24 protein-coding genes, 2 pseudogenes and 1 riboswitch are annotated in these 25249 nt (G+C 63.6%); of the genes and pseudogenes, 11 read left to right on the top strand and 15 right to left on the bottom strand.

What is annotated here, in order from left to right:
• The 4 genes and pseudogenes from ABX74_RS06805 to ABX74_RS06790 all read left to right on the top strand — a co-directional run.
• Positions 1 to 344, top strand: a pseudogene (locus ABX74_RS06805) (ABC transporter ATP-binding protein); the annotation flags it as partial.
• Complete coding sequence (locus ABX74_RS06800) at positions 344 to 1114, top strand: ABC transporter permease (protein ID WP_019744508.1); 771 nt, start codon at positions 344 to 346, stop codon at positions 1112 to 1114. The pseudogene ABX74_RS06805 and the gene ABX74_RS06800, both read left to right, overlap by 1 nt.
• A 132-nt stretch (positions 1115 to 1246) precedes the next feature.
• Positions 1247 to 2701, top strand: a complete 1455-nt coding sequence (locus tag ABX74_RS06795; protein ID WP_030537966.1) for a M20/M25/M40 family metallo-hydrolase — start codon at positions 1247 to 1249, stop codon at positions 2699 to 2701.
• A gap of 97 nt (positions 2702 to 2798) precedes the next feature.
• Positions 2799 to 3650, top strand: coding sequence for an adenylate/guanylate cyclase domain-containing protein (locus tag ABX74_RS06790; RefSeq protein ID WP_019744506.1), 852 nt, complete (start codon positions 2799 to 2801; stop codon positions 3648 to 3650).
• Positions 3651 to 3654: 4 nt separating this feature from the next.
• Here the strand turns inward: ABX74_RS06790 and thiD are convergent, their stop codons facing one another.
• Positions 3655 to 4497 carry a bifunctional hydroxymethylpyrimidine kinase/phosphomethylpyrimidine kinase gene (thiD, locus tag ABX74_RS06785; protein WP_003945044.1) on the bottom strand — a complete coding sequence of 281 codons (843 nt, stop codon included), beginning with the start codon at positions 4495 to 4497 and terminating at the stop codon, positions 3655 to 3657.
• Positions 4494 to 6125, bottom strand: a complete 1632-nt coding sequence (thiC, locus tag ABX74_RS06780; RefSeq protein ID WP_047888469.1) for a phosphomethylpyrimidine synthase ThiC — start codon at positions 6123 to 6125, stop codon at positions 4494 to 4496. Before thiC ends, thiD begins: the two co-directional genes overlap by 4 nt.
• Positions 6116 to 6224, bottom strand: a riboswitch (TPP riboswitch). It overlaps the preceding gene by 10 nt.
• A gap of 149 nt (positions 6225 to 6373) precedes the next feature.
• On the opposite strand from thiC, the gene ABX74_RS06775 reads away from it, so the two are divergent.
• The gene (locus ABX74_RS06775; protein ID WP_223257849.1) at positions 6374 to 6805 is read left to right on the top strand and encodes a GNAT family N-acetyltransferase; all 432 of its coding nucleotides are present in this window, start codon (positions 6374 to 6376) and stop codon (positions 6803 to 6805) included.
• A gap of 44 nt (positions 6806 to 6849) precedes the next feature.
• Here the strand turns inward: ABX74_RS06775 and ABX74_RS06770 are convergent, their stop codons facing one another.
• From ABX74_RS06770 to ABX74_RS06760, 3 genes are read right to left on the bottom strand one after another with little or no spacing between them, the layout of a single operon-like run.
• Complete coding sequence (locus ABX74_RS06770) at positions 6850 to 7650, bottom strand: exodeoxyribonuclease III (RefSeq protein WP_003945060.1); 801 nt, start codon at positions 7648 to 7650, stop codon at positions 6850 to 6852.
• A 16-nt stretch (positions 7651 to 7666) separates the two neighbouring features.
• A complete protein-coding gene (locus ABX74_RS06765; RefSeq protein WP_080945638.1) occupies positions 7667 to 8578 on the bottom strand; it encodes a GNAT family N-acetyltransferase in 912 nt (303 codons plus the stop codon).
• Between the two features lie 40 nt (positions 8579 to 8618).
• Positions 8619 to 9218: a peptide deformylase gene (locus tag ABX74_RS06760; RefSeq protein WP_019744501.1), complete on the bottom strand. Its 600-nt coding sequence runs from the start codon at positions 9216 to 9218 to the stop codon at positions 8619 to 8621.
• Positions 9219 to 9462: 244 nt separating this feature from the next.
• Between ABX74_RS06760 and ABX74_RS06755 the strand changes: the two genes are divergently transcribed.
• From ABX74_RS06755 to ABX74_RS06735, 5 genes are all read left to right on the top strand, one after another.
• Positions 9463 to 9813, top strand: a complete 351-nt coding sequence (locus ABX74_RS06755) for a DUF3263 domain-containing protein (protein WP_007730120.1) — start codon at positions 9463 to 9465, stop codon at positions 9811 to 9813.
• Between the two features lie 53 nt (positions 9814 to 9866).
• Positions 9867 to 10463, top strand: coding sequence for a LytR C-terminal domain-containing protein (locus ABX74_RS06750; protein WP_021333972.1), 597 nt, complete (start codon positions 9867 to 9869; stop codon positions 10461 to 10463).
• 95 nt (positions 10464 to 10558) lie between these two features.
• On the top strand, positions 10559 to 11260 hold the full coding sequence (sodC, locus tag ABX74_RS06745; RefSeq protein ID WP_007730117.1) for a superoxide dismutase[Cu-Zn]: 702 nt from the start codon (positions 10559 to 10561) through the stop codon (positions 11258 to 11260).
• A gap of 90 nt (positions 11261 to 11350) precedes the next feature.
• Positions 11351 to 12475, top strand: coding sequence for a glutamate--cysteine ligase (locus ABX74_RS06740; RefSeq protein WP_003945034.1), 1125 nt, complete (start codon positions 11351 to 11353; stop codon positions 12473 to 12475).
• 105 nt (positions 12476 to 12580) lie between these two features.
• Positions 12581 to 13948, top strand: coding sequence for a phosphatase PAP2 family protein (locus ABX74_RS06735; RefSeq protein WP_047888468.1), 1368 nt, complete (start codon positions 12581 to 12583; stop codon positions 13946 to 13948).
• Here the strand turns inward: ABX74_RS06735 and mnhG are convergent.
• From mnhG to ABX74_RS06705, 6 genes are read right to left on the bottom strand one after another with little or no spacing between them, the layout of a single operon-like run.
• Positions 13914 to 14258 (bottom strand): monovalent cation/H(+) antiporter subunit G, encoded by a 345-nt coding sequence (mnhG, locus tag ABX74_RS06730; protein WP_003945045.1) that lies wholly within the window; start codon positions 14256 to 14258, stop codon positions 13914 to 13916. The genes ABX74_RS06735 and mnhG overlap by 35 nt on opposite strands.
• A complete protein-coding gene (locus tag ABX74_RS06725) occupies positions 14255 to 14524 on the bottom strand; it encodes a monovalent cation/H+ antiporter complex subunit F (protein ID WP_003945061.1) in 270 nt (89 codons plus the stop codon). Before ABX74_RS06725 ends, mnhG begins: the two co-directional genes overlap by 4 nt.
• Positions 14521 to 15093, bottom strand: coding sequence for a Na+/H+ antiporter subunit E (locus ABX74_RS06720; RefSeq protein WP_003945063.1), 573 nt, complete (start codon positions 15091 to 15093; stop codon positions 14521 to 14523). The genes ABX74_RS06725 and ABX74_RS06720 overlap by 4 nt, the downstream gene beginning before the upstream one ends.
• Positions 15090 to 16805, bottom strand: coding sequence for a Na+/H+ antiporter subunit D (locus tag ABX74_RS06715; RefSeq protein WP_047888467.1), 1716 nt, complete (start codon positions 16803 to 16805; stop codon positions 15090 to 15092). Before ABX74_RS06715 ends, ABX74_RS06720 begins: the two co-directional genes overlap by 4 nt.
• On the bottom strand, positions 16802 to 17434 hold the full coding sequence (locus tag ABX74_RS06710) for a Na(+)/H(+) antiporter subunit C (RefSeq protein WP_019744495.1): 633 nt from the start codon (positions 17432 to 17434) through the stop codon (positions 16802 to 16804). The genes ABX74_RS06715 and ABX74_RS06710 overlap by 4 nt, the downstream gene beginning before the upstream one ends.
• Positions 17431 to 20268, bottom strand: coding sequence for a Na+/H+ antiporter subunit A (locus ABX74_RS06705; protein WP_019744494.1), 2838 nt, complete (start codon positions 20266 to 20268; stop codon positions 17431 to 17433). Before ABX74_RS06705 ends, ABX74_RS06710 begins: the two co-directional genes overlap by 4 nt.
• A 190-nt stretch (positions 20269 to 20458) precedes the next feature.
• Between ABX74_RS06705 and ABX74_RS06700 the strand changes: the two genes are divergently transcribed.
• Positions 20459 to 20884 (top strand): NUDIX hydrolase, encoded by a 426-nt coding sequence (locus tag ABX74_RS06700; protein WP_007730102.1) that lies wholly within the window; start codon positions 20459 to 20461, stop codon positions 20882 to 20884.
• Here ABX74_RS06700 and ABX74_RS06695 read toward each other — a convergent pair.
• The 4 genes and pseudogenes from ABX74_RS06695 to ABX74_RS06680 all read right to left on the bottom strand — a co-directional run.
• Positions 20841 to 22220 carry a hypothetical protein gene (locus ABX74_RS06695; protein ID WP_223257848.1) on the bottom strand — a complete coding sequence of 460 codons (1380 nt, stop codon included), beginning with the start codon at positions 22218 to 22220 and terminating at the stop codon, positions 20841 to 20843. The two genes, ABX74_RS06700 and ABX74_RS06695, sit on opposite strands and share 44 nt — an antisense overlap.
• Positions 22221 to 22268: 48 nt before the next feature.
• Positions 22269 to 23684, bottom strand: a complete 1416-nt coding sequence (locus ABX74_RS06690; RefSeq protein ID WP_047888466.1) for a hypothetical protein — start codon at positions 23682 to 23684, stop codon at positions 22269 to 22271.
• Positions 23685 to 23697: 13 nt separating this feature from the next.
• Positions 23698 to 25110: a hypothetical protein gene (locus tag ABX74_RS06685; RefSeq protein ID WP_047888465.1), complete on the bottom strand. Its 1413-nt coding sequence runs from the start codon at positions 25108 to 25110 to the stop codon at positions 23698 to 23700.
• Positions 25111 to 25119: 9 nt separating this feature from the next.
• Positions 25120 to 25249, bottom strand: a pseudogene (locus tag ABX74_RS06680) (TetR family transcriptional regulator); the annotation flags it as partial.

The following is a 25249-nucleotide window of genomic DNA, read 5'->3' as shown; positions in this document are numbered from 1 at the left end:
CGACGGTGCGGGTGCGTAGTCCTCAGCTCGATGCGTTGCGCAGTGTGTTGCTCTCGCAGGGGTTGACGGTGCGTGAGGACGGTTCCGGTGTTGCGCCGGCGTTGGTGGTCGTGGATTCGACCACTGACGTGATCGGCGGTCTGGCTGGTTCGCAGGGAATCGTGTTGTTCGAGTTGGCGTCCCAGCAGGGGTCGCTCGAGGATGCGTTCATGAAGTTGACCGGAGACGATGTCCAGTACCACGCGTCCGGTATCGATCCGGGTGCTGGTGCACACCATGCAAGTACACAGCAGGCAAACACACAGCAGGCAAACACACAGCAGGCTATGGGAGGTGCACTGTAATGGCTGTTCTCAGTGCTGAACGTATCAAGATCACCACGACCAAGTCGCCGCTCTGGTGCTCGGTCATCATCGTCGTGCTCGCTCTCGGCTTCGCGGCCATCATGGGCGCGGTTGCCAAGTCGGCTCTGACGTCCTCCGACGTCCAGGGAGCACCGGACCTCGACACCGCCGTTGCCACGGCCGGCATCTCGGGTTTCGGAATCATGGTTCTCATGATCATGGCGGCCCTCGCGGTCACCAGTGAGTACCGCTTCGGGACCATCCGCACCACCTTCCAGGCAGTTCCGAACCGTGCCTCGGTTCTCATCGCCAAAGCCGGCCTCATCGGTGCCTTCGGCGCGGTGCTGACGTTTGTCCTCGCCTTCGGGTCCTACGCGGTGGCCAAAGCCATGGCCGGTACCGAGGCCAGCACGGGCCTGACCCTGTCGACCGGCGATGACTGGCGTGCGATTTACGGCATCCCGGTGTACGCCTTCCTCTGCGTGATTCTTGCTGTCGGCGTCGGATCGATCATCCGCCAGTCGGCGGGCGCTATTGCGTTGCTCCTGCTCTGGCCGCTACTCATCGAGAGCCTGTTCGGACTGTTCGGCAGTGTCGGCGAGAAGATCACCCCGTTCCTGCCGTTCGCGAACGCAAACCACTTCCTCAGCCCTGGCGGCGGAAGCCTTGATTTCCACTGGGGACCCTGGGGCAGCCTGATCTACTTCGCGGCCTTCGTTCTGGTGATTTTCGGAGCAAGTATTGTCATCGTGAATCGTCGCGACGCCTGATCTTGTCGCTCCCTCGGTAGGTGTTGTCGGGAGACCTACCGAGAACGAGGAGTGACAGCAGAGTAGGGACCCAGTACGAAAAACCATTCGTACTGGGTCCCTTTCCTGTGCTTCGGCCGATATCCTCCGAAGATGAGACTCTTCGGTGTGGTTGTGGTCGGAATGGCTGGAGCACTCGTGGTGAGTGGATGCTCGTCGTCAGGAAGTGAAGCAGCCGTCCCGGCAGACCCGGTGGCATTCTCCGAGACCGTCACGGTCGACGCCGTGACCGGGCATCTGGAGCAACTCGAGAAGATCGCCGGTAACAACGACGGCAATCGATCGGCCGGAACCCCCGGCTACGACGCCAGTGTCGACTACGTGGCAAACCTGCTCGAAGACAAGGGCTTCGACGTCAGTACCCCGGAATTCGACTTCAGCTCCTTCGATCCCGGCACCGAATCCCTGAAAGCTACTGACGGCTCCGATGTTCCGGTGCGGGCGTTGACATATTCCCCCTCCACGGGACCGACCGGAATCACGGCGCGTCTGGTGGTGATTCCCGCCGACGAGACACCAGGGTGCGAGGCCACCGACTACGACGGCCGCGACGTGAACGGTGCAATCGTGCTGGTCACCCGCGGAGTGTGCCCGTTCGGCGACAAGCAGAAGATCGCCGCTGACCGCGGCGCGGCAGCGCTGTTGGTTGCCAACAATGAGGACGCGATGCTGGGCGGGGCAACCTTGGGTGAACCCGAAGACGCCCGCATCCCGACCGGCGGGGTGAGCAAGGCGTCGGGCGAGGCTCTTGCCGTAGCGCCCGGAGACCTCACGCTGATTCTCGACACGTCGACGGAAACGACGAAGTCGCGCAACGTGATTGCACAGACCAAGACCGGCGCGACCGACAACGTGGTTGTCGTGGGCGCCCACCTGGACAGCGTGCCGGAAGGTCCCGGAATCAACGACAACGGAAGCGGCACCGCAGCCGTGCTGGAAACCGCGCTGCAGATGGGAAGCTCACCGAGCATCGAGAATGCCGTGCGTTTCGCTTTCTGGGGAGCGGAAGAAGTGGGATTGGTCGGCTCCACCCGCTACGTGGAAGGTCTGAGCGATCAGGAACGGGCCGACATCGCCCTGTATCTGAATTTCGACATGCTCGGTTCGCCCAATGCCGGATACCTGGCTTACGACGGTGACAACTCGGATGCCGTCGGGGAGGGGCCAGGGCCCGAGGGGTCGGCGGGCATCGAGCGCACCTTCGTCGATTTTCTCGCCGGGCGAGGGATTGCGGCGGACGGAACGGACTTCGACGGGCGTTCCGACTACGGCCCATTCATCGAGATCGGAATCCCGGCGGGCGGAGTGTTCAGCGGCGCGGACGAACGCAAGACGCCGGCTCAGGCCGAGAAGTGGGGCGGCGAAGCGGAGGAGACCTTCGACCCGAACTACCACAGTGCCCAGGACAACCTCGCGAACATCGATCGCGAAGCGCTCGCTGCCAACGCTTCTGCAGTAGCCTTCGGAGTTGCGACGTATGCCCAGGATTTGAGCGGCCCGAACGGAGTTCCCGTCGGCGATGCTCGAACGCAGGCCAGAACCGAATGATCGACTGACCGAATGATCGACTGTGCGAGCGACCAGGAGGCCACTGTGCGAGAACGGCGGCAGCACACTGTCTGTAACTCTGAGTTACGCTTGAGTTATGGCTGATCTGTCCCCGGAGGGCACCGACACGACAGGTGCTCCTTCCTCCTCGGTTCGAGGCGTCGTCGACGTCGTCTTGAACTCTGCGGCAGAACTGAACCGTCGGCAGCAGCTCATCGACGCGCTACGACGGCTGAGGCGGGCACTACCCGGTGATCCCGGGTTCGGAGACCCGCTCTCGCTGGCAGGTCCTGGCGGTGCTCGTGCCGTGGCCCGCGTCGCTGACAGATTGCTCGATCAGAAGCCGGCAGCCACTCGCGAAGTGAGCCTCGGAGCACTGCAGGTGTGGCAGGCGGCGCTGGAAAAGATGGGCCGCGGCCGCGGTGATCAAGAACTGACCATCGTCTTCACCGATCTGGTTGGCTTCTCCACCTGGTCACTCGAAGCCGGTGACGGCGCCACGCTGACGCTCCTGCGTGCCGTGGCGCAGGCCGTGGAAACCCCGATCACCGACAACGGCGGACACGTCGTCAAACGGATGGGCGACGGTCTGATGGCCGTGTTCATTCGCCCGGATGCGGCTTTGAAGGCGGTGTTCACCGCGCAGGACGCACTCGCGGAAGTCGACCTCGACGGATACACCCCACGCATGCGCGTCGGCCTCCACACGGGTACCCCCCGCCAGATCGGCGACGACTGGCTCGGCGTCGACGTGACCATCGCCGCCCGGATGATGGGCTTGGGCGGCGACGGCAACGTCATGATGTCGGCGACAACTCTCGAGGAACTCGAAGCCGGCACCCTGGAGGATCTTGATCTCACGATCCGTCCGTGGCGGCGAGGGTTTTTCGCGACCACGCCCAACGGAGTTCCCGTCGACCTGGGAATCTGGCGCGTGCGCCGGAACTAGCGCACTAAACCTGGAGCCGCCAGAGCGGGGACACCGGACCATGTCCTGCGCCGAGGTCGTACGACGCCTCGAGACACTTGGTCACCCACTCTTTGCCGAACGCCACCGCGTCCGGAACGGAATAGCCATGTGCGAGAGCGCAAGTGATCGCAGCGGCCAGCGTGTCTCCGCCGCCGTGATCGTTGCCGGTGTCGATCCGGGCACTGCTGAATTCGAGGAAACGGTCGCCGTCGAACAACAGATCGGTGGACAACTCCGAAGTACGAAGGTGGCCGCCCTTGACGATGGACCATTGAGCGCCGAGCGCATGCAATGCTTCTGCCGCTTGGCGGGCGCTCTTGTCGTCGACGACCTCGATGCCGGTGATCAACCGAACCTCGTCGAGGTTCGGAGTGACCACCGTGGCAGCCGGGATCAAGGTGTTGCGGACCGCGTCGAGAGCTTCTTCGTGCAACAGCGGATCGCCATGCATCGACGCGCACACGGGGTCGACCACCAGCGGGATCGGTCGGTCGCGGCCGATCCCCACCTCGGCGGCAACTGCGGCTACCGCTTCGATGATCGTCGTCGAGGCCAGCATTCCCGTCTTCGCTGCGCCGACGCCGATGTCCGAGACCACGACGCGCACCTGGTCGGCGACGATCTCCGGCGGGATCTCGTGGAATCCGCTGACGCCCACCGAATTCTGGACCGTCACAGCGGCGACGGCCACACAGGCGTGTACTCCGCACATCGCCATTGTGCGGGAATCGGCTTGAATGCCGGCTCCGCCGCCGGAGTCGGTTCCGGCGATGGTCAATGCCCGAATCGGGGTCTGTCCGGCGGGGGTCAGGGGCAGCAGCTTCACGACGACGAGCCTACCGACCGGACCTGGGGAAACGGCAGCTCGGTCCGGATGGACTCGGTTTCCGGGATTTCCGCTTCCAGGATTTCCGCGTACTGACGTACGTCCGCCGAGATCCGCATCGAGCAGAACTTCGGCCCGCACATCGAGCAGAAATGTGCGGTCTTGGCGGGCTCGGCCGGCAGTGTCTCGTCGTGGAACTCCCTGGCGGTGTCCGGGTCGAGTGACAAAGCGAACTGGTCCAACCAGCGAAATTCGAAGCGCGCCTTGGACAGTGCGTCGTCGCGGGCCTGTGCATTCGGGTGCCCTTTTGCCAGGTCTGCTGCATGGGCAGCGATCTTGTAGGTGATCACACCGGTTTTCACGTCGTCTCGGTTGGGCAGGCCGAGGTGTTCCTTGGGTGTGACGTAACAGAGCATCGCCGTTCCCGCCCGTGCGATCATCGCCGCACCGATGGCGGAGGTGATGTGGTCGTACGCCGGCGCGATATCGGTAGCGAGCGGTCCGAGGGTGTAGAACGGTGCCTCGTCGCAGAGCTCTTCTTCCAGACGGACGTTTTCCTCGATCTTGTCCATGGGAACGTGTCCGGGGCCCTCGATCATGACCTGGACTCCTGCGGATTTCGCAATCTGCGTGAGTTCTCCCAGAGTGCGAAGCTCCGCGAATTGGGCGGCGTCGTTGGCGTCGGCGATCGATCCCGGTCGAAGCCCGTCACCGAGGGAGAACGTGACGTCGTATCGGCGCAAGATCTCGCACAGTTCGTCGAAGTGGGTGTAGAGGAACGATTCCTGCCTGTGGTGCATGCACCACGCGGCCATGATCGCGCCGCCGCGCGAGACGATTCCCGTGACGCGACCAGCAGTCAGAGCGATGTAACCGATTCTTACACCGGCATGCACGGTCATGTAGTCGACGCCCTGCTCGCACTGCTCGATTACCGTGTCGCGGTAGATTTCCCATGTCAGAGCGGTGGGATCTCCGTTGACTTTCTCGAGTGCCTGGTAGATCGGTACCGTGCCGACCGGTACGGGTGAGTTGCGCAGAATCCATTCACGGGTCAGGTGGATGTCCTTGCCGGTGGACAGGTCCATGATGGTGTCGGCGCCCCAGCGGATCGCCCACACCATCTTTTCGACTTCCTCTGCAACAGAGGAGGTTACGGCCGAGTTCCCGATATTCGCGTTGATCTTGACGGCGAACTTCTTGCCGATGATCATCGGCTCCAGCTCGCCGTGGTGATGGTTCGCGGGAATTACCGCCCGCCCGCGAGCCACCTCGGAACGCACCAGTTCGGCTGAAACGCCCTCGCGTGCAGCGCAATAGCGCATCTCCGGGGTGACCACACCGTCTCGGGCGCATTCCAATTGCGTCCGATTGCTTTCCGGGCGTTCCCAGGTGTCCCTGGTCTTCGGGAGCCCTGCATCGAGGTCGATGTCGGCGTCCGTGTCGGTGTAAGGACCTGACGTGTCGTACAGGTCCAGATGCTCACCATTGGTGAGAGTGACGCGTCGAAGTGGGATCCGGAGAGAATCCGATTCGACGTAATGCTTGCTACTGCCCTCGATCGGGCCGGTTGTCACAGCGGTGTGGACAGTCGCGTGAACAGCCGTACGGACAGACTTCTCCTGCATGGTGCGCTCCCTACGCCGGCATTATCCGGTCAGGTTCATCCGGTCGACGGCCCTAGCCGTCCTCTCAGCCCGCTGGTGCGAGCCCCCGTGGTGGTTGTATGAAATTTGTGCCCGCTGTCACAGCGGCACCGGGCGACTCTATCTCAACCCCGAAAAAGCGTTTCACTGCGATTGCGGTGGAGTCGTTCGCGGTGCAAAAATTGGTCGAACCCGGGACAGCGTCGTCGGTAGCTGATTCTATGAGTGGCATGGATCACAGTTATGGAGAGCGTGCGAACGCAGCAGTCGCAGATCGCGCAGTTGCAGATCGTGCCGTGGAGGTCGCCGCAATGAACGACATCGAAAACTCGAGAACCGGAACCTCACCGGAAGTCACGCTCGTGGACAATCCGTCGCACGAACGATTCGAACTGCTCTCCGACGACGAGTTGGTCGGCATCCTCGGATACCGCGACGAGGACGAGATTTCGGGGAGCGGAGCCGAAGCGGGCGACGTGGTTGCGTACATGCATACCGTCGTCAAGGAGGAGTACGGCGGGCAGGGACTGGCAGCCGTACTCGTGCAGTTCGCGATGGACTGCGCCCGTGAACGTGAATGGTCGGTGCGGCCTGTGTGCACCTATGTTCAGCGGTACCTCGGCGAGCATCCCGAGTATCTGGAACTGCTCGTCGAGGACTAGCCGCCGAAGGTTGCAAACAGGCGATCAGGCTCCGAGCTTTACGATTACCCGAGATTCACGATCACCGGAGCGTGATCGCTGGCGCCCTTGCCTTTTCGCTCGTTTCGATCGATCTCGGCCGCCTCGACGCGCGCTGCGAATGCCGGAGAGCCGAGGATGAAGTCGATTCGCATGCCCTGCTTCTTCGGGAAGCGAAGCTGCGTGTAGTCCCAGTACGTGTACACACCGGGGCCGGGGGTGTACGGGCGAACGACGTCCGCGAACCCGGACTCGGTGAAGGCGGTGAACGCAGCTCGTTCCGGCTCCGACGTGTGGGTCTTGCCCTCGAAGAAAGCGGGATCCCACACGTCGTCGTCCGTAGGAGCGACGTTCCAGTCACCGACCAGTGCGATCTGCGCGTCGGGATCCTGCTTGAGCCAGCCCTCCGCGTCGTCGCGCAGCTTCGCCAGCCAATCCAGCTTGTAGGCGTAATGCGGGTCTTCCAGCTCACGGCCGTTGGGGACGTACAGGCTCCACACCCGCACACCGCCGCAGGTGGCACCGATCGCACGTGCCTCGCGGACCGGGTCTGCTTCGGGATCCTTGTCGAACCCGGGCTGATCCTCGAAGCCGATCTGCACGTCGTCCAGGCCGACGCGCGAAGCGATGGCGACACCGTTCCACTGGCTCAACCCGACGTGGGCGACCTCGTAGCCGATTTCCTTGAAGCGTTCGTACGGAAACTGCTCGTCCTTGCACTTGGTTTCCTGCATTGCCAGGACGTCGACGTCGGATCGACCGAGCCAGTCGATGATCCTGTCGGTACGGGCACGGACGGAGTTGACGTTCCAAGTAGCGATGCGCACGAGGGCAAGCCTAGCGTCAGCCGCCGACAGGATCGGTGGCGTATCGGTAGCGGTGGTGTTCGACGAATCCGAGCCGCTCGTAGAGCGCGATCGCCGCGGAGTTCTCCGCCGAAACCTGGAGGTACGCGTGCGTCGCGCCGTTCTGGAGACCCCAGGAGAGTAGATCTCCGCAGATCAGCGACCCGATTCCGTGACGACGGTGTTCAGGGGCGACGTGAATGCCGGTCAGTCCTACCCAGCGCTTGCCATCGGGTGCCTCGGTGAGCGCAGCGCGCCCGATGGCAAGCGTCGTGTCGGTGTTTCCGATCGCGCCGAAAGTTGCACTGCCCACGACAGCCGTGAGGACCGCCTCGACGTACGCCGGATCTCCGTGGGCGTCGTACGTCGACAGCCAGTTGTGGTCGGGGCGGTCGGCGAACGAGGTGACCGGAGGACCGAGCGGCAGCGTGACATTGCCCAGATCGGCGGCCATCACGATGGTTTCCTTCTCGCTGGTCCACCCGTCCGGAGCGGTGCCGAGTCGATCGGGGAGGAGCAGCAGGGTCGGCAGGCCGCGGTCACCGAACCACTGGCGTATCCGTTCGAGAGTGCTCGCGTCGAAGCCGGCAACCGTCCCCGCACCACCGAGCGGCAAAGCCGAATTGGCGCGGCCGGTGAAACCGTGACCGGCGCGCAGCAACCAACCGTCGATCCACGCCTGCTCGACCCCCGGCCACGCCGCAGCAGCAGCAGTTTCGAGGTTTCGAATCTCGCCGATGCGAATCGGACGGGCCGAGAGAGTCTTGAGTGCAATCACCTGATCGGCGGAGACCTGGACCAGCCGACCGTCGCCGCTGCGGACGGCGATGGGATCGGCGCCCTCGAGGATGCCGATGACGTCGGTCATGGGATGCGAATAGCCGGGTGGGAGCTTGTATCGCAAAACCACCCGGCTACCGATCGAAATGTTGCCGTTCAGAGCGGAATTCTCAGTCTTCGTAATCGTCGTCGTCGTGACCGAACGGATCGTCGACGGTGCCCGGCGTCCAGGTCAGACCGGGCTTGCCCCAACCGGAACGCTTGATGATCTTCTTGGCGGCGCGCGCGTTGCGGCCGATCAGCACGTCCGTGTAGAGGAAACCGTCGAGATGCCCGGTCTCGTGCTGGAGCATCCGTGCGAAGAATCCGGTGCCCTCGACCTCGATCGGGTTGCCGTCGGCGTCGGTGCCGGTGACCTTCGCCCAATCGGCGCGGCCCGTCGGGAACTGCTCGCCGGGAACGGAAAGGCAACCCTCGAAGTCTTCTTCCGGGTCGGGCATCGTCTGGGGGATTTCGGACGTCTCGAGTACCGGGTTCACGACGACGCCGCGACGACGCTCGCTGCTGCGGTCGTCACCGGGGCAGTCGTAGACGAAGACTCGGAGTGAAACGCCGACCTGATTGGCCGCCAGACCGACGCCGTTGGCGGCGTCCATCGTCTCGTACATGTCTGCGATCAGTTCGGCGATCTCGGCCGGGGACTGAGTGACCGGCTCTGTCGCCTTGTGCAGTACCGGGTCGCCGACGATTCGGATGGGGAGGATAGCCATGCGGACAAGGATAGTGCGGCGCGCCCGCGTAGTTATCACGGCCCGCACACTCGATCATGGTTCAATGGTTGCTGAAGAACAGCGATGTAATTCGTTGCTCGGTCGGAACGTGGGCCGCGGGGGAAATTGTGAGTTACCTTCGGGCCAGGGGACCGGGAAACTCACGGCCGCGAGAATATCGGTCGGAAAAGAACACCGGGCATACGAGTCTCGCTGACGCCGAGCACAGCAGTCGAGGAGTGACATGGACGGCGCAACCGCGCGTAGTCGGAACCAGTCCGAAGGCACTGGCGCCGACGATTCGGTAGTAGATACAGCAGGCATGCACGAGGTGGGCGAAGACGGCCTCACCCGCCGGGAGCACGACATCCTCTCCTTCGAGCGCCAGTGGTGGAAGTACGCCGGTGCGAAGGAAGAAGCCATCAAGGAGTTGTTCGACATGTCGGCAACCCGCTACTACCAGGTTCTCAATGCCTTGGTCGATCGCCCCGAATCCTTGGCGGCTGATCCCATGCTGGTCAAGCGCCTGCGTCGTCTGCGTGCCAGCCGTCAGAAGGCCAGGGCCGCCCGTCGCCTCGGCTTCGAGGTCACCTGAATCACGCGTACATATGATCGGGCTGTCCACACACTGGCGATAAGGTCGACATCGTGAGTACCCCGAAAGAGCAGCCGTCCGGACCTCCGCTTCGCGCAATCGCCATGGTGTTGATCGCGTTGGCGATCGTGTTCATCGGTCTCGGAGCAGCCTCACTGGGTGGATCGAGCGACGGTGGATCGGGCGACGAGAACACCGCAGCAGAGCAGACCGAATCCTCGGCGTCTGCCACGACGAGCGCCACCGCACCGGCATCTGCCACTTCCAAGCCGGCAGCGACGACGCAACCCGCTTCGGGCGATACCACCACTACGTCGCGTCCCTCGGGAACTGCGACGACCACGACTTCCAGCTCCGCGAGCGGCGTCGACACGTCGAATATCAGCGTTCGAGTTCTCAACAACAGCACCGTCTCCGGTCTGGCAGCAGGCACTGCCGAGGAATTGACGGCTGCAGGTTGGAACGTCGAGGAGACGGGTAACTACAGCGAGGGCACCGTCAGTACGACGACGGTGTACTACGGATCGTCCGCGGCGGAGAAGGCAGCGGCGCAGAAGATCGCAGCTGAACTCGGAGTCACCGCAGAACCTCGATTCGCCGGCATCGCGAACGCGTCACCTGGCGTGATCGTGATCGTGACCTCCAACTGACCGGTCGTGAAGGTGGAACTGACCCGTCGGTTCCAGCTACTACACGCGCCGTTATGATCAGAAGCACTTTCTCGCCACCTCAAAGGAGCGGTTCGATGGCCCCCAGCAGCACCCGGCGTATGTCCTGGCGCGTCGTTGCCCCTGTAGTCGCGATTGCCGCTTTCGGCTTGACCGCTTGCAGTAACAGCGAAGAGCCCAGCAGCGTCCCCGGCACGACTCCTCCGGTGTGGACCGGTGCAGCCGATCCCAGCGCGCACGAAAGCGCGGGCGGCCACGGTTCCGAGACGGCTCACGCCGGCGCTTCTGCCGAGACTGTCACCGCAACGCTGAACGGCACCGACGGCGCCAAGGTCGGAACGGTCACGTTCGCGCAGGAAGGTAGCGACGTCAAGGTCACCCTCGACGCCAAGGGCCTGACCCCCGGCTTCCACGGATTCCACGTTCACCAGGTCGCCAAGTGCGAGACCAATTCCGTAGCTCCCAGCGGCGGAGAGCCGGGTAACTTCCTCTCGGCAGGCGGACACTTCCAGGCCGAGGGTCACACGGGCCACCCGGCGAGCGGTGACCTCACTTCGGTTCAGGTCCTCGAAGACGGCACCGCCACGCTGGTCACCACAACCGACGCGTTCACCGTCGACGAACTGGTCGCAAACGGTGGAACATCCGTCATGATCCACGCCGGTGCGGACAACTTCGGCAACATCCCGACGCGTTACGCGCCGGCACCGGATCAGCAGACCCTCGACACCGGTGACGCCGGCGGACGCGTCGCTTGCGGTGTCATCACCAAGAGCTGACAAACTCACCTGAGTTTTGCATCACTTCCGGCGACTACCACGCAGTAGCCAGCACGGTGTTTTTACCGACACTGTGATTGGATTCTCTGCGTGGTAGTTCCATTTCCAGGTTCGCCGCGCCCGACGCTGGGCGTGGAGTGGGAGATTGCGCTGGTCGATCGCAAGACCAGAGATCTCTCCAACACAGCAGCCGAGGTGTTTTCGGCGGTCGAAGAGCTTGCCGGCTCGGAAACCCCGCACATCACCAAGGAACTACTGCGAAATACCGTCGAACTCGTCACGGGTATTCACTCGACGGTCGGCGAGGCGATGAGTGATCTCGACAGGTCACTGGATCTGCTTCGCCGCGCTGCGAATCCGCTCGGCGTCGACCTCATCAGCGCGGGCACGCACCCGTTCGCGCAATGGTCGACGCAGCTGGTCACCCGGACACCCGACTACGACGAACTCATCGAACGCACGCAGTGGTGGGGTCGGCAGATGCTGATCTGGGGCGTGCACGTTCACGTGGGTGTCTCGTCCGCGGATCGCGTTTTCCCGATCATCAACGCACTGCTGCAGCGCTATCCGCACCTGTTGGCGCTGTCGGCGTCCTCGCCGATGTGGGCCGGTGTGGACACCGGCTATGCGTCCAATCGCGCGTTGATGTTCCAGCAGCTGCCAACCGCGGGCCTTCCGTACCAGTTCGAGAACTGGGCCGAATACGAGTCGTTCATCGACGACCAGATGAAGACCGGTGTGATCACCAAGATCGGTGGCATGCACTGGGACATCCGTCCCGCGCCGAAGTGGGGAACCATCGAGGTCCGGGTGTTCGACGGCGTCTCGACACGCGCTGAACTGGGTGCTCTCGTTGCTCTGGTCCACTGCCTCATCGTCGATCTGGACCGCAGACTGAGTGCCGGTGAGACTCTGCCGAACATGCAGCCGTGGCACGTCAAGGAAAACAAGTGGCGCGCAGCGAGATACGGACTGGACGCCGAGATCATCCTCGATTCCGACGCAAACGAGTGCCTCGTCACTGACGATCTGGATCGCCTGCTCGACGACTTGGCGCCGATAGCGGTCTCACTCGGCTGCGCGGACGAGTTGGCGTCGGTGGCGGACATTCCCCGTCGCGGTGCCTCCTACCAGCGTCAACGCCGTGTCGCGGAAGCGACGGGCGGCGATCTGGTTGCGGTAGTCGACGCATTGGTCGCGGAGTTGGGTACTTAGAGCACTCCGTGTTGCCGATGGTTTCGTAGGGTCGAAATACGGGCATACAGACCGATTGTCCAGTCTGCGTCCATATTCGGTTCACACGGCGTTTACTATTGTCCGGTGTTGATAGACAGTTGGTCCCAACGAGGGGGCGTACCCGGACAGTCGGATCGTTCGTGGTCGAGTTCTCATCGACTCCTTCTGATCGGCACAGCAGCATTGACCGTGCTGGTCCTGGGTGTGCAGGCGTTCGCGTCGTACAAGGGCTATCTCGGTCCGGTGGAAAGCCTGTTCGGTGACTACTTCCTCGTTCCTCGCTCGGCGACCATGCCCTGGGTGGGTCTCGCTCTCGCGCTGGTTGGACTGAACAACAAAGAACGCATCTACGCGGTATCCGCGGCCGTTGTCATCGACGTGGTCGTCGGCGCTATTCGCTGGTTCTCGGGTGGGCCGCTGACTATGGGCACCGGCGGCACCTGGGTACTGACAGCCATCGCGGTGTACGCGGTGTGGAAGTTGTCCGGCGAGCGTCGACTCAGCGTTCTGCACGGCGTCGCTCTCGGCGCGTTGCTCATCATCGCGGCCAAGGTTGCCGAGACGTGGCTGGAGATCACCATTCTCGTCGGCACCGACGTGTGGGACGAGTACGTGTTGCTCGCCGACCAGGCTCTCGGGAATCCGTCGTGGGTGATGGGCCAGATCGTCGACGCCATGGGCCCCGTCGGTGCAGCAGCCCTCGACTGGATCTACGTCGAACTGCCGGTCGCGGTGATCGTGGTTGCTCTCTATCAAGTACGTAAGGGATGGCCGTCGCATCACCTGCTGCGCACGTTCCTGCTCATCGGGCTGATCGGCCCGATCTTCTACGTCCTGTTCCCGGTGGTCGGCCCGGTGTTCGCCTTCGGTCCGCGTGGGTTCGGATTCCAGATCGGTGACTACTGGCCGAACATCGTGCCCAACTTCGACTTCGCATCACCGTCGTCGCTGCCGTTCGACGACGCCGCACCGCGAAACTGCATGCCGAGCCTGCACACCGCGTGGGCGGTCGCATTGTTCATCCACTCGCGCAGCGGGCCGTGGTGGATTCGCAGCCTGGGATCGTTCTGGCTCGTTGCGACCCTGACCGCGACGCTCGGTTTCGGATTCCACTACGGCGTCGACCTCATTGCCGGTGCCGTCCTGTGCTTGACCCTCGATGCGGCGCTACGGGATCCTGAGCGAGGCTGGGGGTGGTTCCGAGTGCGTCTGTTGATCGGTGGCTCGGCACTACTCGCGGGGTTGTTGCTCTCGTACCGGTTCGCTGCGGTGCAGATGGCCGAGTACCCGGCGATCTTCGGGCCGCTGCTGATGGCTGTCCTGGTTCTCATGTCGGTCGCGTACTTCGCCACCTTCTTCGCCCGCCCCGGCACTGCACTTGCGGTGTGGGGCGAGCGCGACGGCGAGTGGGATGCCGCTACAGGAGAGAGTCCGGGTCTTCCAGCTCGTTGATCTTCATGAGGTCGTCCTCTTCGCGCTGTTCGCGGTAGGCGACTCGGCCGACGCTGTGCGCGATCACGGGCGCGGTCAGCAGCGTGAAGATGCCCACCAGGACCAACATCCAGATGTCGACGCTCCCACGAAGCAGGAACACGGCGCCCATCAGCACCAGGATCAGTCCGACCACCTGAGGTTTCGTGGCCGCGTGCATACGACGCAGAGTGTCGGGGAAGCGAACGATTCCCACTGCGGCGGTCAGCGCGAGCAGCGCGCCGAGGAAGATGGAGATGGCCCCGATCGTGTCGAGGATGTTGCCGATCACTGGTCACTCACCCGGAAGCGCGCGACTGACACGGAACCGATGAAGCCGACCAGTGCCAGCGCCACGATCGCGGGAACGATCGTGGTGTCTTTGCTGTACGCGGCCCAGACGGCGAGTCCACACATCGAGACCGCGATGATCGTGTCCAGAGCGACGAGGCGGTCGAGTGAGCTCGGACCGTCGAGCAATCGGAACGTGGTCAGTACGGCGGCGATCAGCAGAATCACTCCGGAAATGATCAAGATCGTGGTGATGAACCCGTTCATGGTTGGTCCTCCTGCCGGGGTGCATCGAATTCGTAGTCGCGCTGGTGCCACGGGCTGGGTTGCCAGTCCGAATCACGTTCGAACGACGCGATGAACAACCGCTCGAGATCCTCCACCGAGCGGTAGAACGCGCTGACGGCTTTCTGCGAGCCGACGTCGAGCACGTGGACGTAGACGATGCGCCGGTTCTGGTCGATCTCGAGAACCATGGTGCCCGGGATCAGGTTCAGTACGTCGATGCACAGCGTGAGAACCAGGTCGGACTTGATCCCGAGTTGGTACCGCAGAACTCCGGTGACCGGCGGCGGCGACGGACGGATCGCCAGCCACGCGACCTGGATACTCGACTGGATCGCGTAGTACACGATCATCCACAGCAGACGCAGAATCGACAGCAGATGTACCCGACCCTCGACCGGTACGCGAGGGAGGGGAAGCAGGACCATGATGATCAGGCCGACGGCGAGTCCGCCGAAGATGTTGCCGAAACTGATGTTGCCCCACAACAGGATCCATACGACCATCAGCCACAGCAGGATCCCGACGCGGAGTACCTGTTCGCGTTTCATCGCGGAGCCTCCTCGGTGTTCGGGACATCGGTGTTCGGGACGTCGCTGTTCGGGGCATCGGTACTGGGAGCTACAGCAGGGTCGTCTGCAGCGACGGGAGCTTCGTCGACCGGCACGGGTCGGTGGTTGCCGAGAACCGCGTCGATGTAGATGGACCGGTCTTGCAGATCCTTCGCCGCTCTGTCGCTGATGTCGATGATCCGGCCTGCGAACACCGTCAGTGCCAGGCCGACGATGACGAGTCCGACCGTCGGAATCAGCATGAAGACCGGAATCTTGCCGACGTCCTCGCGGTCGACGAACGCGATGTCCTCTTCGGACTCGTCGATCAGTGCTGACGGGCTGACGTCGGCGAGGTCACCTTCGGGCGCGTCGGCGCGGGCTCGCCAGAAGGCCTTGGTCCACACGCGGGCGACCGCGTAGAGCGTCAGCAAGCTGGTGATCGTGCCGCCGGCGACGAGGATCCAGGCCAGCGCGCTGGCGTCGGCCGCACCGGCCTGCAGGAGCGCGACCTTGCCGATGAAGCCCGAGAACGGCGGGATACCACCGAGATTCAGTGCCGGGATCAGGAAGACGATCGCGAGGATCGGGCTGGCCGCCGCCAGACCGCCGAGTCGGCGCAGCGACGACGACCCGGCTTGTCGTTCGATCAGACCCACGACGAGGAAGAGCGTCGTCTGCACGATGATGTGGTGGGCGACGTAGTAGATCGCGCCGGACAGCCCGGACGTCGTGGACAGTGCGATACCGAAGATCATGTAACCGATATGGCTGACCAGTGTGAACGAGAGCAGACGTTTGATGTCGCTCTGCGCGATGGCACCCATGATGCCGACCACCATCGTGAGCAGGCCGCACACCATCAGTACGTTGTCGAGTTCTCCTTGCGGGAACAGCAACGAGTGCGCGCGGATGATCGCGTACACACCGACCTTGGTGAGCAACCCGGCGAAGACGGCGGTGATCGGTGCGGGCGCGGTCGGATACGAGTCCGGTAGCCACGCCGACAGCGGGAAGACCGCAGCCTTGATGCCGAACGCCACGAGCAGGACAGCGAAGATGGCGGTTCGTGTGCCCGGCGGAATGTTGTCGAAGCGCAGGGCCATGTCGGCCATGTTGAGGGTGCCGGTCGCCGCATAGGCGAAGGCGATGCCCGCCAGGAAGATCAGCGAAGACACCATCGAGACCATCACGTACGAGACACCGGCCCGAACGCGGTCGGCGCTGGCACCGAGCGTCAGGAGCACGAAACTCGCGGCGAGCAGAACCTCGAATCCGACGTACAGGTTGAAGAGGTCACCGGCGAGGAACGCGTTCGAGATACCGGCGGTCAATGCGAGATAGGTCGGCAGGAAGATCGAGACCGGCTGGGCCTCGCTGCCGTCGCGAATACCCTGACCGATCGCGTAGATCATGACGGCGAGCAACACCACCGACGAGACCACGAGCATCATCGCCGAGAGACGGTCGACGACGAGTGTGATGCCGATGGGGGAGTCCCAGCCGCCGACCTGAACGGCCGTCGTACCGTCGCGGTCGGCGAGGTAGAGCAGCAAGCCAGACACCGCGACGACGCCGATGAGCGCGATCAGTGTGATGACACGCTGGAAACGCGGACGTCGGCCGACAACCAGCGTCGCAGCTGCGGCCAGCATCGGGATCAGGACGGGCAGGGGCGCAAGGGCTCCCATCAGGTTGTCCGAGATGGTCATGCGCCGCCACCTCCCTCGATCTTGGTCTGGCGAGCGTCTTTGCGCCGCTTCTCGGATTCCTTCTTACGAGCAAGGTCGGTGGCCCAGTCGGGTACCGGTTCGTCCTCGAAGTCGCCGTCGTGGAGGTCGTCGTAGCATTCGATGTCCTCGAGGTTGACCAGTTGTTCGAGGGGAATAGGGTTGCCGTCCTTGTCGAATGCGTCACCGCCGATGCTCGGGGCACCGGTGACCGGGTCGTCGGAGCGGTCGTGGTCGGGAGCGTCGGCAGGCAGGCGACGCTTGAGGATCTTGGTGTCCTCGGGATCGTCCTCGACGGCGTCGGCGGTGTTGATCTTGTAAGACCGGTACGCCAGTGCCAGAACGAAGCCGGCGATACCCATCGTGATCACGATGGCCGTCAGGATCATGCCCTGGGCGAGCGGATCCGCTATCTCCTCGTGGACCGAATCTCGGCCGACGATGGGCGGATTCCCGTCCGATCCACCAACAGTGAGGATCAAGAGGTTGATGGCGTTGCCGAACAGGAGCAGTCCGAGGAGCATCCGGGTGATGCTTCGTTCGATCAGCAGGTAGACACCGGCCGACGTGAGGACGCCGATCAGGATCAGCATTCCGATATTTGCGCTCATGGTGCTTTCACCTCGATTTCTGCGTCGAGGCGGGCGCCGAGACTTCGGAGTACGTCCAGGACCAGGCCGACCACGATGAGGTAGACGCCCAGGTCGAAGAACAGTGCGGTGACCAGTTTGACGTGGCCGATGAGTGGGAGCGTGAACTCGAAGACAGCCGACGAGAGCGCCGGAGCGCCGAGGAACAGCGACACCAGGGCGGTGCCCGCGGCCAGCGCCAAACCGAGGCCGAGAATCTTGCCCGCGTCGATGGGTACGGCTTCACCGAGTTCGTAGCGGCCACCGGCGAGGTAACGCAGCACGAGGGCGAGGCCCGCCGTCAGGCCTCCGGCGAAACCGCCGCCGGGGGCATTGTGACCGGAGAAGAAGAAGTAGATCGACAACACCATGATGGTCGGGAAGATCAACCTCGTGGTGACCTCGAGAACCAGCGAACGGTGTCGAGGATCGATGAGGTCTCCGCCGCGCAACCACGTCGTGTCCGAGTTGGCGGCTGCCTTGTCGACGATGACGGAGGGGGCGTCCGCGACTCGCGGCGCGATACCGAAGCGGCGGTTGCGGAACACGAGGCTGGCGACGCCGGTTGCCGCGACCAGCAGCACCGAGATCTCACCGAGCGTGTCCCATGCGCGGATGTCGACGAGTAGGACGTTGACGACGTTCTTGCCGTTGCCCAGGTCGTAGGCCGCGTCGGGAAGCAGTTCGTAGATCGGACGAGTGTTTCTCGCATTGGTGGCGAAGGCCGCGATGGTGGTGACGGTGATACCGACGGCGACGGCGAGTGCGGCACGCGGCCACTTGAAGCCGATTGCCTTGCTCTCGTCGACCTCTGCGGGGAACTTCCGCAGTACCAGCACGAAGATCACGAGGGTCAAGGTTTCGACGAGGAACTGGGTCAGCGCGAGGTCGGGTGCGCCGTGCAGCGCGAACAACACGCCGCAGCCGTAGCCGGTGAGTCCGACGAGGATGACACTGGCGAGTCGGTTGCGCATCAGCGTCGCGGCGATGGCGGCCGAAATCATCATCAGCGCGATAGTGAACTGGATGGGTGAATCCCACATCCGAAGGTCGACTCCGCCGCCATCGGTGTCGATGATCAGCAGGAACAGTGGCACCACGACCAGTGTCGCGAGAATCGTCGACTGCGTGCGGGGGAGCGAACCACGCTGAGTGGCACCGGTCAGGCGCATCGAGATGGTGTCCATGCCGCGCAGGGTCGCGTCGTAGATACGGTCGGCGTTGCCGAGCGGCGGGTGCTCGAAATGCAGGCGGCTGATCTGACGCTGCGCGATGTAGAGCGCGATGCCGCCGGCGATGACGATGCAGGTGAGCAGCAGCGGAGTGTTGAATCCATGCCACAGCGCGAGGTGGTAGTCGGCGTGAGGTCCGGGGGCCAGCGTGGTCGAGTACGGCGTCAGCAGCTTCTCGAGTTGGGGCGAGAGAATGCCGGCGGCCAGACCGAGAACCGCGAGTAGGCCGGGCGCGAACAGGAACAGCCAACCCGGCTTGTGCATCTTGCTCACGGCCGGACTCGGCTTGCTCAAGGTCTTGCGCCCGAAGGCTCCCCAGATGAAGCGGACGCTGTAGCCGACGGTCAGGATCGAGCCCAACACGATCACCGTGACGACGGCGATCGACGACCAGTGGCCGAGCGCGTTCGTTTCGAGAACTGATTCGAGTGCGGCTTCCTTGCCGACGAATCCGAGTAGCGGTGGTAGACCGGCCATGCTGGCGGCAGCGAGGCTCGCGATGATCGCGAGAGCGGGTGCCGCTTTACCCAGGTGAGCAAGTTTGCGCAGGTCACGGGTGCCGGTGGTGTGATCGATGATGCCAACGACCATGAAGAGTGCGGCCTTGAACATCGCGTGCGCCACGACCATCGTCATGCCGGCCAAGGCGGCGTCACGCGTGCCGATGCCGACCAGGACCATCATGAAGCCGAGTTGGCTGACGGTTCCGAAGGCGAGGACGAGTTTGAGGTCGTACGCGCGCATGGCTCGCCAACCGGCGAGGATCATCGACAGCAGACCCAAACTGATGATGGTGATGCGCCACGGCGGCGAATCGGCGTACCCGGGAGCCAGGCGCGCGACGAGGTAGATACCGGCCTTGACCATTGCTGCCGCGTGAAGATAACCGCTGACAGGGGTGGGCGCGGCCATCGCACCTGGCAGCCAGAAGTGCAGGGGCACGATTGCCGATTTGGAGAGCGCACCGATCAGGATCAAGACGATCGCGACGGACGGGAGCCACCCCGTCGGCGGGTTCGCGACCAGTTCGGACAGGTTGTAGCTGCCGCCGACCTGGCCGAGGATGATCATGCCGACCAACATCGCCAGACCACCGGCGGTGGTGACCAGCAGTGCCTGGGTCGCGGCGCGGCGACTGGTGGCGCGTTCGGCGTAGTGACCCACGAGCAGGAACGACAATACCGTCGTCAGTTCCCAGAACACGTAGAGAAGCAGCATGTTGTCGCTGGTCACGAGTCCGAACATGGCACCCGCGAAGGCGACCATCTCGGCGGCGAAGATGCCGAGTCGAGGTTCGTCGTCGTTGAAGTAGCGGGCGCAGTAGATCAGGATCAGCGTGCCGACGCCCAGGACGAGCACGGCCATGATGGCGGAAAGCGCGTCGAACCTGAAGTCGATGTCCATCGACAGGCCGGGAACCCAGGTGATGTGCAGCGTCTCGACGGTGCCCCATTTGTCGATGACCCAGCCGAGGCTGGCGAGGGGGACTATCGCGAGGGGGAAGAAGCCGTTTCGCCCTAACCTGCGCACCACAAGCGGAGCCAAGAGGGCGGCAACGGCATGGGCAAGCAAGATAGCGAGCAAAAGGCACTCCGTCGTGTTGTCAGCGGGCGGCGGGGTGTCCGAACAAAATCGAACCTATCGGATTAACGAGACAATTCACCTAGTCGGAGAGGTTGTCTTTGCGTACATATTACCGGGCGTGGCAGTTTCGATGTGCAGCGAGTCGATTCGGACATCATCGGCACTCGCTGATACACGTAGGTTGGACGACGTGAATTCGTCGACTCCCACCACGATCATCCGTACCGCCGCCCTTGCGCACATTCGTGACCGCAAGCTGATCCAGACCCGGTCCGTGGGCAAGACCGCGTTCTACATGGCCGGCGGAAAGATCGACCCGGGTGAGACGCCCGAGCAGGCACTGCACCGCGAAATTCGGGAGGAACTCGACGTCGATCTGGTCGACGGGACGGTCACGTTCCTCGACGTCTTCGAGGCTCACGCTTTCGGACATTCCGCGGACACGGGACTGCACATGAGTTGTTATCTGGCGGAGATGGCCGGAGACCCGCACCCGACCAGCGAGATCGCCGAGTTCCGCTATTTCACGCTCGCCGAGTACGCAGCGATGGACGAGGTGGCGCCGGGATCGCTCAAAGTGTTCCATCGCCTGGCGTCGATGGATCTGATCGACTGATCGGCGGAGGTCCGGATCGATTGACTCGCCCCAAGCGCAGACTTGCATAGGCGCAGACGGCCACGATGATCAGTGCCACGGCGTCGAGTATCAGGATGTCGGTCGAGATTTCGAACGGGCCGACCGTCGTGATGCCGTTGAACGGCTTGTTCTCGTCGAGCGGCGTGTACGCCGTCCATCCGTAGTCGAACTGCGGATAGACGAGCAGGGCCAGCGCCGTCGGGCCGAAGATGACACCGAGTCCGACGAGGGCTCGTGACGCTCCGGTCCGCGGTGGCTCTCGGTACATCGCGCTGGCGATCGCGTACGTGACGACCGCAGAGGTGAAGGCGACAAGAAGATCGCTGATCGTGAGAACGTCACCGATCTTCGGCGACGGCGACGTGGCGTAGCTGACGATCCCGGCGACCGTTACCGTCAGGAGCAATCCGTAGCCGACGACCCGCGAGGGAGCGATCGCGCCGATTGCTGCCGCGGCGACGATGACGACGCCGATCACGACGGCGGTCGAGGCGGGGGTTTTCGACCATTCCATGGCTTCGGTTGCGGGACGGTTCGCCGAAACCGCCGCCAGAGTTGCGACGGCGGCGGTACACATCAGCAGGATTCGACCGCCGTCGCCCAGCACCCGCGCGCAGATCACCGTGATTACGAGCGCGACGAGTAGAAGGGGTACGGCCGCCGTGACGGTGGTGATCTCGAACCACCAATTTGCCGCGACCCCGAAGAGAGTGAGCACCGCCGCGATAGTCACCGGCCGAACGGCCATCCGTTCCTTGGGGTGGTCCTTGTCGAAATCGTGGAACCAGAACGCGGCGACGCAGGCGGCGGCCAAAGCGAGCGCGAGAAGTGTTGCCCCCAACACCGGTGGTTGAAACTGGTTGGTGTTGTCGGCGATGTAGTCCGCGTACCGCCGAGGAATTGCGTCTTCGTCCAGGAGTGAATCCGAGACATGCACAGCCACAATCGTTCCCGCGACCGAGGCAGCTCGAACCCGGGGAGCGGCAGCAACCGTCACCGCGCCGACAGCGACTCCCGCACCGACGGGCGAGAGTGCCTCGAAGTTGTGATCGTAGAGCCCGGGCAGTTCGAGTAGGAGGCCGCCGAAGACCGTCATGGCCGCGGTCCGCAATCGGCAACGGGCCATCATCGCGGCTGTCCCGACCGCGACCACAGCCAAGACGCCGGCGCCGATGGTCGAGATGGACCAGAATCGGTCGCCCGTCGAAATCGACGTCGACTGGCTGTTCACGAACGGTGCCAAAGCGACGACGGTGACGACGAATGCCGTCACACCACTCAGTGCGACGAGCAGCGTCCTGCGGGCGATGGGCACTGCTCCAAAATAGTCAATCCGGTACCAGTTGCACCGCAATAGGAGGTCTCAGTCCGGTGACGGTGTGTCAACGGGGCTGCGGCGGCGGAGCGCGATCCCGGTGGCGACGACAACTGCAGACATCAGGAGTGCCGCGGCGTCGGAACGTGGCGGATCTTCAGTTGCGTCGACGATAACGAACGCGGCGTCGGCCCGGAAGGCTGCGTCGGGCGCGGTTGCGTCGACGTAGGCTCGCAATTCAGAGTTGTACTCGACGTACGTCGAGGGCGGATCGTGTTGAACGTACGTTGACGACACTGTCTCGATCTCGTGCTGCCCGATCGACATGAAGACCAGGGCAGTGAAAGGAATCGTCAACCCCAGCGTCGCTGCGACGGGATTCGACGGCAGAACGGATCCGAGCAGCAATCCCGACCCGACGCCCAGCGCGACAATGCGGAGCAGTAGAGCAAGTTCGTGTTCGCCGTCGAAGATCCACTCCGACAACGGGATCGCAGCCAGCAGAGCCAGACCTGCGATCGTGCGATCCCGGTGTCGAGAACGCGACAAGCCGAAGACGACCGCGATGATCGCGAGGGCAGCGATCACCAACGGCGAGGTTCGGTCACCGTCGAGAAAGAAGCGGTCGGTCAGATCCGCGAACACCGTCGTGGCGGCGGCTCCAACAGCGGTTGCAGCCCAAAGGAATCCGCCACTGCCTGAAGTTGTGTCCAGTCTCCTCACACAGAACCAGGTCAGGGTGAGGACGGCGACGGTGGACGCGACCATGACCAGCCAACCCGAAAACGTCGGTGGGTTCTCTTGCCGGTCGACGACCGAACTCAGAATCCGTTGGGTGACAGCGAGGCCGGTGACAACTGCCAGAGCGGCTGCGGCGACGCCCGGTTCGCTTTCGCTGATCCGCAATTCGGAGTCGTCTGTCACTGCGCACGCCACTGCGCAGATCAGGGTCAGCAACAGAAGTGCCCAGGCAGGTTCGCCGATGGACGACGTGCTGACGGGCATCAAATCGCCGGTGGACGATTGCGCGGCCAACCACGTCGACACCGCGCCAATGATCAGCAGGTTGCGTCCGAGGCGGCTGTCCCACGATGCGGCGACAGTGCCGCCCAGGATGAGTCCGGCTGCAATGGTTTTGGCGAAACCCAGAACGCTCAGCAGATCAAGACCGACTTCTTCGGCGACGAGGAATCTGATCAGAATCAACACGACGACGCCCGTGTACACAAACGCCCACGCACGCCTGCGAGAACGGCGGTGCTGGAGATACGCGCAGGCCCCTACGGCGACGATGGCACCCACCACGACGCTGGTGGATTGGCTGCTGATCCATTGGTCGATCTTCGACTGCGGTTCGGTAACAGGCCATCTCATTCGCGCTGGGTTCGTCAGCGCCAGGGCGGCAAGGATTCCCGAGAGAAAGGCCGCGAGGGCGCCGGTGCATGACCGGAGGTCGATGGTCATCGGTCTGTCCCGATCAGGCGGTCTCGGTGGGTTCCGATACCTCGACGGGTGGGTGGGATCGTCGAAGGATCGCCGCACCACAGAATCCGATGATCAGGGCGAAGAGGATTGCAGTGCCGACAGTCTGAGCGGTGACGTAGTCGACGGTGATTCCGATGCCGCGTCCGAATAATCCTCCGTCGCCGTGGGGAGAGACCGCATCGATGTCGAGCTGGCCTTGGATGTATGTCGACGTCATCATCGGTGGGAAAGAGAGCTGATCGGTGAGAATGGCGATCGACGAGAAGGTCATCGCGGCAAAGGGAATGGCGAGTCCGAGTGTGGCGTCGACCAGGCTGCCGGGAGCAAGGGAACCGAACAGTAAACCGCCGGCGAGGCCCAGCGCGGCGATCTTCAGCGCGATTGACCAGACGCCGTGCGCGGAGTCGAAGGGCAGTAGTTCTGACAGTGGAACCGCAACGAGAACGGCGATGGGCACGAAGTTTGGCACCTGCTTGTGCAGTCTCAATCCGACGGCGACCGGCAGGGCCGCGAAAAGCACCAGTACCCAAGGGGACTTCAGGTCTCCCCAGTAGCCGGAACCCTTCGCGATGTCGACGAAGAGCGGGGCCGACGCAGCGGCCAGTGCGGTTGCCGCCCAGAGGAACTTGCCACCAGCACCGGAGGCGTCGCCGAGGCGGTAAGCGGCGATCCACGTCAAGGCGAGCGCAGCGCCTGCCGCCAAAACCATGACGATCCAGGCGGTCGCCTCAGACGCGTATTGCTGGCGGTCGATCACGGCGCCGAGCACTCGATGCCCGATCGCCAGCGCGGTGATCACCACGAGAGCGATGCGGATTTCACCCGAGTCCGGCTTGCGAATCCGGAAGCCGGCTTGCGCGGTCACTGCACAGGCGATTGCTGCTGCGGCCGTGGCGCCGATCAGCCACCACGACGGCTCACCCACCGAAGACGTCGTCATCCTGGCTGTCCCACCGGCGAACGTGCGGATCGCGAGGAAGGTGGCGAGCACGCCGAGGAGTGTCGCGTTCTTCGTGGCAGTGCGGTCCCAACTGACGGCAACCACGCAGCCCAGAATGGTGCCGGCTGCAACACTTTTGACGATGATCAAGGCGATCAGCAGGTCCAGTGACGCAACCTCGGGTACGACTGCCCGAACGATCGCGATGACGGCGACGCCGGCGGCGATCGCGATCCACGCCGCCCGACGGGACCCGCGACGTTGTGAGAGGGCGCAGGCAAGCACGGCGATCACGGCGCCGAGTCCGACAGCAGTCGGTCCGCTGCTGATCCAGCGATCTACTTCCGACGGGGAGGCCACGATGGCCCAGTCGCGAAGAACGGGATTGGTCAGGGCCAGCGCCGCGAGTATCCCGGACAGGAGTGCAGCGACGGTGGTGAGGATCGCTCGAAGGTCGAGTGGCATCGGGCCAACCTATCGCGGCGCCGCAACATCGGTCGTGGGCGGCGTGAGTGCCGGAAACCAGATGTCGGTGAGAACGTCTGCTGCGACGTCCGCACCCGCGGTGATCGCGCCCTGTTCCGCCCACCGAATGAAGAAGCGC

It is taken from the genome of Rhodococcus sp. ARP2 (genome assembly GCF_001029585.1).
GTDB lineage: Bacteria > Actinomycetota > Actinomycetes > Mycobacteriales > Mycobacteriaceae > Rhodococcus_F > Rhodococcus_F erythropolis.
Note: the sequence above shows the minus strand (reverse complement) of the source record. Positions and strands in the feature narration are given on the sequence as shown.